Source organism: Salarchaeum japonicum (assembly GCF_020614395.1).
GTDB lineage: Archaea > Halobacteriota > Halobacteria > Halobacteriales > Halobacteriaceae > Salarchaeum > Salarchaeum japonicum.
Genome location: NZ_CP085324.1, coordinates 1,422,430 through 1,435,564 on the forward strand (window position 1 = coordinate 1,422,430; position 13,135 = coordinate 1,435,564).

General features: G+C 61.3%; 10 protein-coding genes. 2 read left to right on the top strand and 8 right to left on the bottom strand.

The features are described 5' to 3' along the window. Window positions 1-6 precede the first annotated feature (6 nt). Window positions 7-1,212 (top strand): FAD-dependent oxidoreductase, encoded by a 1,206-nt coding sequence (locus tag LI334_RS08015; protein WP_227259950.1) that lies wholly within the window; start codon window positions 7-9, stop codon window positions 1,210-1,212. On the opposite strand, the gene LI334_RS08020 is transcribed toward LI334_RS08015, so the two are convergent. Genes LI334_RS08020 through LI334_RS08045 form a run of 6 tightly spaced genes read right to left on the bottom strand, consistent with a single transcriptional unit; the run spans window position 1,202 to window position 9,819 of the window. Further along, window positions 1,202-2,134: a DUF368 domain-containing protein gene (locus LI334_RS08020; protein WP_227259952.1), complete on the bottom strand. Its 933-nt coding sequence runs from the start codon at window positions 2,132-2,134 to the stop codon at window positions 1,202-1,204. The two genes, LI334_RS08015 and LI334_RS08020, sit on opposite strands and share 11 nt — an antisense overlap. Beyond that, on the bottom strand, window positions 2,135-5,326 hold the full coding sequence (locus LI334_RS08025; protein ID WP_227259954.1) for an oligosaccharyl transferase, archaeosortase A system-associated: 3,192 nt from the start codon (window positions 5,324-5,326) through the stop codon (window positions 2,135-2,137). Window positions 5,327-5,378: 52 nt separating this feature from the next. After that, window positions 5,379-6,686 carry a UDP-glucose 6-dehydrogenase AglM gene (gene aglM, locus LI334_RS08030; RefSeq protein WP_227259956.1) on the bottom strand — a complete coding sequence of 436 codons (1,308 nt, stop codon included), beginning with the start codon at window positions 6,684-6,686 and terminating at the stop codon, window positions 5,379-5,381. Window positions 6,687-6,736: 50 nt separating this feature from the next. Beyond that, window positions 6,737-7,792, bottom strand: coding sequence for an NAD-dependent epimerase/dehydratase family protein (locus LI334_RS08035; RefSeq protein WP_227259958.1), 1,056 nt, complete (start codon window positions 7,790-7,792; stop codon window positions 6,737-6,739). Between the two features lie 45 nt (window positions 7,793-7,837). Next, window positions 7,838-8,812, bottom strand: coding sequence for an NAD-dependent epimerase/dehydratase family protein (locus LI334_RS08040; protein ID WP_227259960.1), 975 nt, complete (start codon window positions 8,810-8,812; stop codon window positions 7,838-7,840). Beyond that, window positions 8,809-9,819 (bottom strand): sugar phosphate nucleotidyltransferase, encoded by a 1,011-nt coding sequence (locus LI334_RS08045; protein WP_227259962.1) that lies wholly within the window; start codon window positions 9,817-9,819, stop codon window positions 8,809-8,811. The genes LI334_RS08040 and LI334_RS08045 overlap by 4 nt, the downstream gene beginning before the upstream one ends. Window positions 9,820-9,917: 98 nt before the next feature. On the opposite strand from LI334_RS08045, the gene LI334_RS08050 reads away from it, so the two are divergent. Next, complete coding sequence (locus LI334_RS08050; protein WP_227259964.1) at window positions 9,918-11,366, top strand: oligosaccharide flippase family protein; 1,449 nt, start codon at window positions 9,918-9,920, stop codon at window positions 11,364-11,366. Window positions 11,367-11,393: 27 nt separating this feature from the next. Here the strand turns inward: LI334_RS08050 and LI334_RS08055 are convergent, their stop codons facing one another. Beyond that, window positions 11,394-12,305 carry a glycosyltransferase family 2 protein gene (locus tag LI334_RS08055; protein WP_227259966.1) on the bottom strand — a complete coding sequence of 304 codons (912 nt, stop codon included), beginning with the start codon at window positions 12,303-12,305 and terminating at the stop codon, window positions 11,394-11,396. Window positions 12,306-12,353: 48 nt separating this feature from the next. Continuing rightward, window positions 12,354-13,124, bottom strand: a complete 771-nt coding sequence (locus LI334_RS08060; RefSeq protein ID WP_227259969.1) for a glycosyltransferase family 2 protein — start codon at window positions 13,122-13,124, stop codon at window positions 12,354-12,356. Window positions 13,125-13,135: the final 11 nt, after the last annotated feature.

Consider the following 13,135-nt stretch of genomic DNA (forward strand, 5'->3'; position numbering starts at 1 on the left):
GTCGGTATGGACACCGAAGTACTGGTCGTGGGCGGCGGCGCGACCGGCGTGGGGGTGGCTCGCGACCTCGCGATGCGCGGCGTGGACGTGGTGCTCGCGGAACGCAGGGGGTTGAACGCGGGGACGAGCGGGCGGTCGCACGGCCTCCTGCACTCGGGCGCGCGGTACGCCGAGCACGACCCCGATGGCGCACGCGAATGCATCCGGGAGAACCGCGTGCTGAAGGACATCGCGGGCGAGGCCGTACGGGACACCCGGGGGTTGTTCGTCCAGCTGGCGGGGGATGACCCCGACTTTTTCGACGAGAAGCTCGCGGCGTGTCGCGACCTCTCGATTCCCGCGACCGTCTACGACGGCGAGGACGCCCGCGACCTCGTCCCGGGCCTCCCCGACACTGTTGAGCGCGCGATGGACGTGCCGGACGCGGTCATCTACCCGTCGCGTCTCGTCGCCGCGACGGCCGCGAGCGCGCGCGAGCACGGCGCGACGGTTCTGACGCACACGCCGATAGAGGGCTTGCTCACCACCGGGGAGGGCGTTGTCGGCGCGTACACGCCGGACGAGGAAATCCGGGCCGACCACGTGGTGAACGCCGCGGGCGCGTGGGCGGGCGGTCTCGCGCGAACCGCGGACATCGACCTGGAGATGACGCCGACGAAGGGCGCGATGGTGACCGTCGAGTACGACGACCTCGACACCGTCCTGAACCGGTGTCGGCCGCCCGCGGACGGCGACATCGTCGTTCCGCACGAGGACACGGTCGTGTTGGGGACGACGAGCGTCGAGGTGGACGACCCCGACGGCGACCTGGAGAATCAGGCGGAAGTCGAGCGGATGCGCGCGGAGTGTGCGAACCTCCTGCCCGGGGTCGCGGACGCCGCGTTAGACCACGCGTACTGGGGGGTGCGGCCGCTCTACGAACCGAGCGGCGTCGCCGAGGGCCGCGGCATCAGCCGCGGGTTCTTCGTGCTCGACCACGCGGAACGCGACGGCGTGCCCGGGTTGACGAGCGTCGTCGGCGGGAAGCTGACGACGTATCGGTTGATGGCGGAAGCGACCGCCGACCACGTCACCGACCGATTGGGCGTCGAGGCGGACTGTCGGACGGCCGAGGAGCGCCTGCCGTGCGCGGACGACGCGGAGGAACTGGATTCGCTCGTGCGGGAGTTCGACGCGGGCGGGCCGGCGGACGCCGACGTGCTCAGTACGTGATGTCGCCGGTGGCGCGTTCGAGCGCGACGACGGCGAGCGCGCCGACACCGCCGACAGCAAGCAGCGCGAGCGCGGTTTCGGGCGTCCACGCGGCCGTTTCGTCGAGCACGACTTCGCCCGGCGCGCGTAATGCGCCCGCCATCAGCATCACGAGGAAGGTGAGGGTGGCGGCGCGGTAGGCGTCGAGCGCCCACGCGACGACGCGCGCGAACGACACGATGCCGACCGCCGCGCCGACCGAGAACGCCGCGAGCGTCGTCACCGGGTCGGTGGCGTTCCCGAGGTTCGCGTTCAGGACGGCGTCCGTCGCGGCCCCGACCGCGCCCGTGATGACGTGGTACTGGCCGAGCGTGAGGAGGAGGAGGCTGCCGGAGACGCCGGGGAGTACCATCGCGCAGATGGCGATAGCGCCGGCGACGAACATCGTGGCGAGTCCCGTCGGGAGGGTCGCGGAGGCCTGGCCGCTCACGGCGAACGCGAGCGCGAACCCGAGCAGGGCGACGAACTTCCGGTTCGGCGTGCTGATGTCGAGTTCGCTCCACAGGACGACCACGGACGCCGCGATGAGGCCGAAGAAGAACGCGTACGTCAACGCAGGGGCGGAGGCGCGCGCCGCCTCGACGAGGTTCGCGACCGTCACCGCGGCGGACACGACGCCGAGTCCGAGCACGACGAGGAAGGGGACGTCGAGGACGGCGAGGCCGGCGCGGAGTTCCGCGCGCGCGTCGTCCTGGTGGACGCGCGCCAAAAACGGCAGGAGCGCCCACGCCTCCCGGGGGTCGAGGCCGGCGAGCGCCCCGATGAGGCGGTCGTAGATGCCGGTGATGAGCGCGATTGTGCCGCCGGAGACGCCGGGCACCGCGTCAGCGGCCCCCATCCCGACGCCCTTCAGGTAGACGGCGACCCAGTCGCGCGCGGACATCTATGCGGGGCGCGCGACGAACCCGGTGGTGGTATCGACGGACGCGACCGGGGTCGTAGTCGATGCGTCACCGGTCTCGAACGCGTCGAGCGTGCCGGGCGAGACGAGGCTGGACGTGTTCGTGCTGTCGTTCTCGCTCGTGTCGTTCTCCGCGCCGCCGGGCACGTCGAGGACTTCCTTCGTCAGTTCGACCTCGACGGTCTCGTCGGTCTCACCGATGACCGCGCCCTCGGAGACGTCCGCGGTCGCGTTGTACGTCACCGTGTACGCGGAGTCGTTCACGCTCGCGGGCGTGCTGAACGTGTACGGGCCGGCCGCGCGAACGCTGACGTTCGTGTGGCCGTTCTCCGGCCCCCACTCGTCGTAGCCCGTCGTCGAGTAGGGGAGCGTCATCGTGAACTCGCCGTTCTCGTCCGTCGTGACCTGCTGGGTGTACGTCGTCTGGTTCCCGATGAGCTGGTTGCCCTGGTAGGTCGTCGCGTTCAGCGTCACGGACGCGGTCACGGTCGTGTTCGCCGGGCCGGTGCCCTGGACGGTCGCGCCCGGCACCTTCTCGAACAGCTTCACCGCGCTCGGGACGTTCGTGAACTGCGACCCGCGGAGTATCTGCTGATAGCTCACCGAATCCTCGCTCGTGCCGACGAGCCGGTAGTGCTCTAAGGCCTCCACGTCCTCGACGGGCGTGCCGCCGAGTCCGCCGATCTGGCTGGTGGGCTGGCCCTGGCTCGTCGAGTCGTTCGCGACGAACGCCTCGGCTTCGGCGCGCGTGTCGAACGACCGCGTCACGGAGTCGTTCGCGCCGTCGGGTTCGTACACGCGGAGGTAGCCGCCGTCGGACAGCGGGATGTTACGATCCCAGTCGATGACCGTGGTGCCGGTCGCTTCGACGCGGCTGCCGTGGTAGCGGTAGAGCCGCACCATCAGGCTCTCGTAGTACGCCTGACTCCGAATCTGGGTCTGCTGCTGAACCGCGCCCTCGCTGTTCAGGACGTAGAAGGGACTGTAGAAGTCGTAGGCGGTGGTGTTGGTGGCGAACACCGTGGGCGCGCTGAACTTCGCGCTCAGGGACGCCATCTGCCAGTCCACCGCGACGTACCGGGTCTCCTCGCCGTCGCTCCCGAGGTCGTCGAGGATGCCGTTCGCCTCGGATTCCGTCTGACTCAGGAGGTAGTTCGCGGCCGTGCCAGCGCCCTCCTGGAACGGGTTCGCGTTCGGGATGCGTTCGCCCTCAACGGTTATCCAGTGGCCGTAGTCCCACCAGCTCATCACGCCGTACGCGCCATCCGGATACTCGTAGTCGTCCGTCTTCGCGTACGTGCCGTAGTAGTCGAGCTGGTCGGCGTTCTCGGCGTCACCGAAGTTGCCCTCGGCGGGCGTGTTGTTGTTCATCCAGTCGAGGAGGTCGTCCCACGCGAGCATGGACGAACTCGGCGTGGTGTCGCCCGTGGAGACCGCGGTGCTGGAGGAGACGTTCCCGTACGTCGTGCTCTGGAACGTGAACGGCACCGCGAGCGGGACGACGAGGAGGAGCAGGACGAGCGCGACGGCGAACACCTGGCTCGCGTCCACGTCTTCGAGTTTCTGGGTGACGCTCGCGTTCGCGCCGACCAGCCGGAGGATTTCGACCGCCGCGAACCCGCTCAGGACGGCGACGGGAACGGCGAGGTAGTAGTTGAACCGCACCTGCGTGAACGCCGCGGACGTGAGGAACACGCCCCAGACGACGATGAGGAGGTGTTCTGCGGGCCGGTCGTCCATGATGGCGGAGACGGCGATGACGAGGCCGACCACGGCGACGCCGATGAGCTGGGAGTTCACGCTGACGAGGTCGCCGAGTCCCTGCATCGCGCCCGGGAACGCGAGGATGCCGAGTACGACGACCGCCGACCCGACGACGAACCCGACCCGGTTCAAGTTCCGGTCGCGGAACGTCGGCCGCCACAGCAGCCACGCGCCCGCGAGCACCGCGATGAAGAACGTCAGGCCGTAGTCGAGGAAGACGACCGCGAAGTCACTGATGCCGTACCGGGACGCCTGCGAGAGGAACGGCTGGGCCTCGCTGATGGTGCGCTGGGCCGCGCCGGCGCTGAACCCGACGAACCGCAGGAGGTTCGACTGCACCATCGAGAACAGGCTCGGGAGCGCGACCGCGACGAGTCCGCTGCCGACGAGGATGACGCCGCCGACCGACACCGGGTACAGCGACGCGTCGAGGTTCTCGGCGTCCCACTTCCGGGCGAGCCACGCCATGAACACCGCGCCGAACGCGACCGCGAACGCGAACAAGGGCTGGAGGAGGGACGGCTGGGACGCGCTGAAGCCCGTCTGCCCGAAGGAGAGCAGGGAGAGCAAGCCCGTCGTCGTCATGCTCACCGCGCCGACGAACGCGACGTGATCCGGGCTCGTGTCGTTGTAGTAATCGGAGGAGAGCTGCACGACGAAGAACGCGCCGAAGATACCGACGAGGAGGACGCCCGGCGGCCACACGAACAGGTAGAACGCGGTCGCGACACCTGCCAGAACACTCCACCCGAGCGGTTTGCGGAGCGCGGCGAACTCACGCTCGGCGACTTGCTCCCAGACGGGGCGTTCGCGCTCCGCGACGGACAGCGCGACCATCATCGCGAGCACCGCCAGCGACATGAACAACGGCTCCGCGACGTTGTGGTCAGCCGACCCGACGAGAGAGCGTGAGAGGAAGAGGCCGGGCAGGAGGCCGAGCACAACCGCCGAAATGACGCCACCGAGCCGGCCCGAGAGGCGCTTCCCGATGAAGTAGGTGGGGATGGCGATGAGCGTCCCGAACACCGGCGGCGCGAACAACAACGTCATCGCGACCGTGTTCTCGCTCGGACTACCGAGACCGAGTACCAAGGCCGCCGTCGCGATGAGCTGGTCGAACAACGTCCCGAACTGCCCCACGGACGTCCCGAACGGGAAGTTCGTCCACGGGTCGAACGGCATCGTCGACGGCCAATTACTCACCGTGTACTGAACCTCCCGGAAATGATACCACGCGTCGTTCCCCGAGAAGTACACCTCACCACTCCGCGTGAACGCATCCCACGACTTCGCCCGCACCCAGAACATGAACGCAAGCACCAGTGCGAGCGCAGGATACTGATAATACTGTTTGAGCCAGTCCCCAGCGCGCTGGAGGGCCTCGCCGGACTGGTCGTCGTCGTCGCTCATTGCATTGAGGGTTGAGGAAGACGAGGATAAGGTTTGTGAAAGAGCGGGCTTCCTACCAGGTCAGCCCTTCGTAGGTCATGCCGTCGCGGGGCGTGATGCAGTGGCGGCCGTCGATGACGAGTTGGCGCGCCATCGCGTCGAACTCGTCGTCGAGCGCTTGGAACTCATCCCAGTCCGTGACGACGAGCGCGGCGTCCGCATCCTGAATGGCGTCGCCGGCAGTGGCCGCGTATTCGAGGTTCGGGAAGTACTCGCGCATGTTCTCGACCGCGACGGGGTCGTACGCGACGATATCGGCGTTTCGGGACTGAAGGCCATTGATGACGGGTATCGCGCGGGAGTTCCGAACGTCGTCAGTGCCGGGTTTGAACGCAAGCCCGAGGACAGCGACGCGCTGACCCGCAACGTCGAGATGCTCGTCAAGGAGGTTGAGGAAGCGCTCGGGCTGGCGGTCATTGACTTCCACGGCGGCGTTCAGCATCGGGGGTTCGTACCCCTCTGATTCCGCGGCGGCGATGATGGCGTTCGTGTCCTTCGGGAAGCAACTTCCGCCCCAGCCGAGGCCGCTCCGGAGGAACTTCGCGCCGATGCGATCGTCCAGTCCGATGGCGTCCGCGACCTCGTATGCGTCGATTCCGAATTCCTTACAGATGTTTCCGATGTCGTTGATGAGGCTGACTTTCGCCGCGAGAAAGCCGTTATTCGCGTACTTGACCATCTCCGCCGTCTTCGTGTCCGTCTCGACCACGGGCGGATCGTCGGCGTGTTCGACGAGCGGAGCGAACACGTCACTCATCACGTCGCGCGTGCGCTCGTCGTCCGCGCCCAGAACGACCTTGTCCGGATTCAGGAAATCAGCGACCGCCGTTCCTTCTCGAAGGAACTCGGGGTTCATTCCAATGCCGAGCCCCTCGCCCACGGTCTTTCTGGAAGCATCTTCGAGTATCGGCGTGAGCGTGTCGACGGTTGTCCGCGGAACGACCGTGCTCTTGACGATAACCGTGTGGAACTCTTCTTTCTCGGTGAGCGTCTCTCCGAGTGTCTCTGCGCCCGCTTCCATGATCGAGAGGTCGATGCTCCCGTCGTCGTTCTGCGGCGTCGGCAAACAGAGGAACGTCGCGTCCGTATCCAGAACGGCCTCGTAGTCCGTCGTCGCACGGAGCCGGCCGGTGCCGTCCGGCCCCGCGTGCCTCGAAACCAGCTCGGGAAGCCCCTCCTCGTGAATAGGGGCGTTGCCTCCGTTGAGAGTGGTGACAACCTCTTCGTCGATATCGACGTTTACCACATCGTGACCGAGATCCGCGAAGCAGGCAGCGATAGTCGTCCCGACGTAGCCCGAGCCAATAACGGAGAGGTGCATTTCTGTCTGAGGATGGCTCGGCCACTACCAAGTATCTCGTGGGTTCGGGCCTACTTCGTCTCGTACCAGTTAAGGAAACGCTCGATACCTTCCTCGAAGTCAACCTCGGGTTCCCAGTCGAGTTTGTTCCGAGCGCGGGAGATATCGGAGACGTACACTTTCTGGTCGCCTTCACGCCACTCGTCAAAGCTGATGTCCGTTCGCTTCCCTGTTTTCTCTTCGAGAAGGTCCAAGAACTCCAGGAGACTAGTTGTGTTGTTCTTCCCGCCACCGATGTTGTAGACGGCTGGCTTCCCACTGGGGTTGGAGAGGAATGCGTCGTATGCGCGGATGAGATCCTTCACGTAGAGCACGTCCCGAACCTGCTTCCCATCCCCGAATATCGTGAGAGGTTCGTCCCGGAGCGTGCTGAGAGCGAAGTGCGCGACCCATCCCTGATCCTCGTTTCCGAACTGGCGCGTCCCGTAGATGCAACTCATCCGGAACGCGGCGGCGTCAACCTCGTTCCGCTCCGCGTAGTCCTGCACGTAGAGGTCGGCTGCCAGTTTCGAAACACCGTACGGTGTGTGTTCGCAGTCGTCGATGGAGAGCGATTCCGGAACACCTTCTACGTACTCCGGGTCGTCGTACCAGTACCGGGTTTCCTCTTCACGTACGGGAATCTCGTTCACGTTATCACCGTACACCTTGTTCGTCGATGCGATAACAATTGCAGGGTCGCTCTCGGCCGTACGTGCAGCTTCGAGGACGTTGAACGTCCCCTCTGCGTTGACCTCAAAGTCAGTCCGAGGATCCTGAATAGAGGCGGTTACTGCCACCTGACCGGCAGTATGAACGATGGCATCGTGTCCCTCAACGATGTCTTCCAGCCGGTTTTCGTCACGGATATCTGCTTCAACGAGAGTGACCTCAGGATAGTTCTCCGAAATATGCTCCCAGTTGTATGCCGCCGTGTTTCGACTTTCATCCGCGGTTTCGAGCGTCTCAACGCGACTGAGGTTGTCGAGCGCAGTGACATCCGCGCCTCGTTCGGCGTAGTATTCGACAGCATGGCTGCCGACGAAACCCGCACCACCAGTCACGAGAACTCGGTCTAGAGAGGTCATACGTTCACACAGTAAACGACTGTGTTAATTCGTTTCTCTTCTTCTCTACTGGCGGGTGTCAACGGACACGTCAAGTTCGTCCTCAAACTGAGGGAGTGTTCGTTCGAGGCCTGCTTCGAGGGAGACTGTCGGTTCCCAGCCAAGTAGTTGCTTTGCGCGAGTGATGTCCGGTCGGCGAACTTGTGGATCGTCTTCCGGGAGATCCTGATGAACGATCTCGGAATCCGCGTCCAGAACGTCGAGGATAGTTTTAGCGAGCGTTCGGATCTCTATTTCTTCGGTGCTTCCGAGATTGAGGACTTCTCCGGAAGCGGTATTGGGGTCAGCGTCGGCGAATTCCCGAATCCCTGTCACGAGGTCGCTCACGTAGCAGAAACTCCGGGTCTGTGTTCCGTCACCGTACACTGTCAGGTCTTCCCCACGTAGCGCCTGTGAGAGGAAGTTCGGGATGACGCGGCCGTCGTCGGGACGCATCCGCGGCCCGTACGTATTGAAGATGCGAACCGTCCGGATGTCGATGTCGTACTGCTGTTGGAATGCGACCGCGAGCGCTTCCGAGAACCGCTTGCTCTCGTCGTAGGGCGCACGCGGCCCACGGATGTTCACACTCCCGTTGTACTCCTCGTGCTGGGGATGTACTTCCGGGTCGCCGTAGACCTCGCTTGTCGACGCGAGAATCGCGCGAGCGTCGTTGTCGCGAGCATACCGGAGTGCGTTGTGCGTTCCCTCACTGTTCGTCAACGCGATTTCGACGGCGTGGGATTCGAAGTCTTTTGGGCTCGCACGGGATGCGAAGTGAAAGACGTAATCCACGTCGCCGAGGTCGGGAAACGGTTCGCGGACATCGTGTTCGAGCGAATCGAACGCGTCGGACTCGATGTGCGCGAGGTTCTTCGGCCGACCGCTTCCGAAGTTATCGAGCGAGGTTACCTCGAAGCCGTCTTCGAGGAGTGAGTCGACGAGATGGCTACCGACGAATCCCGCACCACCCGTGACTACTGCATGGGGTTTCGAACTCACAGTTCGATGGTGCTGTTGTCCCCGACGTTCAGCTGGTTCGCCTCGCTCCGGACGGTCGCGCCGTCGCCGACGATGCTGCCTTCGAGATTGACACTCTCCAGGGTGGCGTTCTCACCGACGATGCTGTTCCGAACGATGCTGTCCGTGATGCGAGCGTTGTCGTCGACGCTCACGTTCGGGCCGACGATGCCCTCTTCCACCACGACGTTGTCCCCGAAGTCGACTGGCGGAACGACGACCGCGTTATCGAGGGAGTCTGCGGCGTTCGTCTCACCCTTCGCCAGGAGGACGCGGTTCGCTTCGAGAAGCGTTTCGGGCCGCCCGCAGTCGTACCAGTCCTCGACCTCGAAAACGTCGATGCGGGCGTCGGACTCGATCATGCGCTGGAGCGCGTCCGTGAGCTGGTACTCGCCGCCAGCCCCGCGAATGTCGTTCTCGACCAGGTGATTGAGCGTGTCGAACAGGAGATCCGTGTTCTCCACGATGTACACGCCACTAATCGCGTAGTTCGACTGAGGATTGTCCGGCTTCTCGACGAGACGCTCGACCCGACTGCCTTCCGAGAGTTCTGCGACGCCGTAGTGCTGGGGTTCGTCGACGGTCTTCACGCCGATACTCGCGTCCGGGTCGTCGAGCGAATCGTGCGCGTCGAGGAACGTCCCGTACCCGTTCTCGAACAGCATATCGCCGAGCGCGATGAGTGCGGGTTCGCCGCGAACAACTTCCTCAGTCTGGTAGATGCTATGACCGAGTCCCTCCGCACTCTCCTGTTCGACGAACTGGAAAGTGAACTCGTCGCCGAACGATTCTTCGGCGTACTCGACAATCTGATCCTGCATCGGGCCACCAACAACGAGGACGACCTCGTCGACTCGAGTTTCTGCGAGGCTGGAGAGAATATGGCCGAGGATGGGACACCCCGCCAGACGAACCATCGCCTTCGGCTTCGTATGGGTCTGTGGGTATAAGCGTGTACCCTGTCCTGCGGCAGGAATGACTGCCTTCATCTTATCTAAGAGGGAATTACAGAGTCGTATAGTCTTTGTTGTCTTCCCGAGCAGACACAGCGGACTTATGGGGGCGGTGACGGAAGGATGAGTAACTGATGAGCCAGGCGGGGAACATAAACATCCGCAAGCAAGCCACGATTTCCTTCGCTGGGAACATAGTGGATACAGGGATCAGTTTTCTTGGTCTGGTGGCGATGGCGTACGTTCTCGGTGCGACAGGGCTCGGGCAGTACTACCTGATTCTCGCCGTCGTGAACGTCGCACTATTCCCGATCACTGGACTCGGACAAGCCGTTCTCAAACGCGGGAGTGAAGAGCCACACGACCCCGCGAAGATATTCGGAACCGGACTCTCAATGGCGTTCCTGTACGTCGCGACAATCGTCGTTATCCTCGCGGGTATTATGATATCGGGCGTAATCCCGATTCGATTCGGGCCGAACGTCATCTTCGCTGCAACGACGGTCTTCGTAACTCGAGCTGCGCTCACTATTCAGATTGACGCATACCGCGGATACGGTCACACAGGATACGCCACGCTTGTCGACAACGCGTACGGAATCCTCCAAACGATACTACAACTCGGAGTTCTCGTACTCGGATTCGAGATTTTCGGACTCCTCGCGGCGACCACACTCGCGACACTCGTGACGGTCGTCGGCCACTACCTCGTTTCGGTGGTCTCAATTTCACGCCCGCAACTCTCTTCCGCGCGATCGTTGATTGCGTACGGACGGTGGAGCGTCCTCTCGTCCGGTATTTCGACTATCTATCAGCGTCTCCCGGTTCTCGTACTCGGGTTCGTTGGGTTGGACGCCGCTATCGGATACTACACGTCTGCGAACCGACTCCTTATGCTCGGAAGTTACGTTGGGGGAAGCCTCGCACCCGCACTGATGGCGAAAACTAGCTCTCAATCGGGTGGAGAAACCACCGGGGAGCTGTTTCAAGAGTTCCGGAACGTCCACCACCACGTCTCGATTCTCGCAGTCGCGTTCGCCTTCGGGAGTTACGCACTCTCCGAGCCCCTCATGGCCACCTTCTTCGATATGACTGACCCCCTTGCTGCCACAGCGCTGGTTGGGTTGACATTCTACCACCTAATTCGAACGCTAACGAGAGTCGAATACGCATTCCTCGATGGTCTGGATATGCCCGAATTAGGAACTCGAAGTATAGCGGTCGGCCTTGTTGTTCAGGCGGTTCTTATCCCCGTATTACTCTCACTATACGAATTCATTGGAATCGTCATAGCGATTGTGCTCGCTCATTTCGTAACACTCGTCATCGCTCAGTTGGTTTTCTGGAGGGAGTTCGGTACTATTCCGCTTCCCGGCGGACTGATCCCTCAAGGGGTGAGTGGTATCGTGATGTTCATCGTCGTTGAGGGGGTCGCCGGTACGCTCGGAATCCCCTCAATTTTCCACTTACTTGCAGTAATCGCCAGTGGGGCAATCGTCTACCTCGGAACATTGACCGTAGTTGATTCCGGATTCAGAGAAGTCGCCCACGTGAGTTTCCGGGACGCTAGAGAAGTCCTCTAATCCGATCGTCCTGCTGGGCGCTTTTACTCAGTCGATGAGGCTTCGTTTCGTCTCCGTATCGAAGACAGCACAACCCCGTGGCCCGATTGCATCTCGATTGACTTCGATGTCGAACTTGTCCTCCATCTCCGATAAGGTCATGTGAACCTCCATCAAAGCGTCCTTATACGCCCCGATATCCCGGAACTTTTCGGGTGCTTCGTATCGTTCCCTCCTAAGCGAAAGAAGGTATGCGAAGGGAGCAACGACCAAGTGGAGGAATCCTCGAACTAACGAAATCCGATTTCGCTGCCCGGTCATTTCTTCGAACGCCCACCGGAGATACGGTCGGAGATGGAGCCCACTCCGAAACTGGTTTGTGATAGTTTCAATGCCGATTTTGACCTTATCCAATCGAGAGGGATGATAGCCAAGTGCTCGCCGAACTCGATGGTGGCTGAGGCTCAGGAGCGCGTTTTCAGCGAGGAGCCTACGATAGAGATCGCGGTCTTCCCCGTAACCCATACTTCGATACGGAATTTCGAGAAGGAGTGATCGGGGAGCCATATAGAGCCCGTATCCGAGAAGTAGAAACTCGTTCTCTTTAGCGTCTTCCAACTCGTGATACAGCGAGACGAACTGCGAGATACACGGCGTGAATTCATCGTCGGCGTCGAGAGATGACAGAATATAGTCCCCTTCTGCCGCTTCGATCGCGTGTTGGCGGGCTTCCCCGTGGTTCGAATTCCCCGCGTCAGCAATTACCCGGAGATTTTCATACTCTTCTTCAAGCCATCGGAGTATCTCGACGCTTCCATCGGTTGACCCGTCATCTACTACGACGACTTCGAAGCGGTCGTCGATTTGCTCAAGAATACTAGTCAATGACTGAGCCACTGTCTCAGCCATATTTAGATGGATGACTGCGACAGTGTATTTTGGTGATTTTTCTATACCCAAATATATTCACCCCACGTTCGGGAACTACTGGAGTTATGACTACCCATATTATTCAAAATCTGGTATATTTGCAGATGGTGTATTTTCTTGGCTCAACAAGAGACTGGAGACGAGCCCAATGCGGTGAACAATCCAAGCTGTTACCTGAATGGCAGTCCCTTGGAAAGAATTATTGCCGAGTTCTAGAGGGGAAAGTGCCCACATCACTCGACCAAAGTTACTGATTCCGAGTGCGTCCCAGAGTAATGGGTCAAGCTTCCCGTATCGATATCGCTTTTCCAAATATTCCCGAATAGTGCCTGCTAAACTGTGAGTCACAACTAGGTCCGGGGCATAGTAAATATCGTAGTGCTCTCTCACCCTGTGGGCTAGTTCTGTTTCTTCATGTCCGTGAACAAACCGCTCATCAAAACCCCCTACTTTTTCAAACACTTCTCGTCGAACAGCCATATTACACCCAATCCATTCTTTCATCGGGCCTTCGGCCTCAGGGAAGTCATATCCAACCTCTGCAAGAGGAGAGTTTTGAGGATGTTGGATATGGCCCCCTACTGCAGGGTACTTGTCAAGTAAGGCAGATGCTCTTTCTAAATAGTTCGGATGAGGGATAGAATCATCGTCAAGGAAAACTAGCTTTTCAGAATTTGCTTTGCGAATTCCTGTATTCCGTGCCTTTGAAGCATTATTCTCCCGCTGTAGCAAAACCTCATAATCTGAGAAGGTTTGTTCGTCAAGTGCGTTTGTGACGGGGATATCATCTGATTTGGAGAGAGTTGGAATGATTACCGATAATTCTGGAGTTGACATTCTATCAGCCATTTATTAGATTG

What these genes read in the sequence shown, in the direction of transcription:
- LI334_RS08035 (WP_227259958.1), bottom strand. Translation starts at nt 7,792, where the DNA reads ATGACCTCTCTAGACCGAGTTCTCGTGACTGGTGGTGCGGGTTTCGTC.
- LI334_RS08025 (WP_227259954.1), bottom strand. Translation starts at nt 5,326, where the DNA reads ATGAGCGACGACGACGACCAGTCCGGCGAGGCCCTCCAGCGCGCTGGG.
- LI334_RS08050 (WP_227259964.1), top strand. Translation starts at nt 9,918, where the DNA reads ATGAGCCAGGCGGGGAACATAAACATCCGCAAGCAAGCCACGATTTCC.
- LI334_RS08020 (WP_227259952.1), bottom strand. Translation starts at nt 2,134, where the DNA reads ATGTCCGCGCGCGACTGGGTCGCCGTCTACCTGAAGGGCGTCGGGATG.
- LI334_RS08045 (WP_227259962.1), bottom strand. Translation starts at nt 9,819, where the DNA reads ATGAAGGCAGTCATTCCTGCCGCAGGACAGGGTACACGCTTATACCCA.
- LI334_RS08015 (WP_227259950.1), top strand. Translation starts at nt 7, where the DNA reads ATGGACACCGAAGTACTGGTCGTGGGCGGCGGCGCGACCGGCGTGGGG.
- aglM (WP_227259956.1), bottom strand. Translation starts at nt 6,686, where the DNA reads ATGCACCTCTCCGTTATTGGCTCGGGCTACGTCGGGACGACTATCGCT.
- LI334_RS08060 (WP_227259969.1), bottom strand. Translation starts at nt 13,124, where the DNA reads ATGGCTGATAGAATGTCAACTCCAGAATTATCGGTAATCATTCCAACT.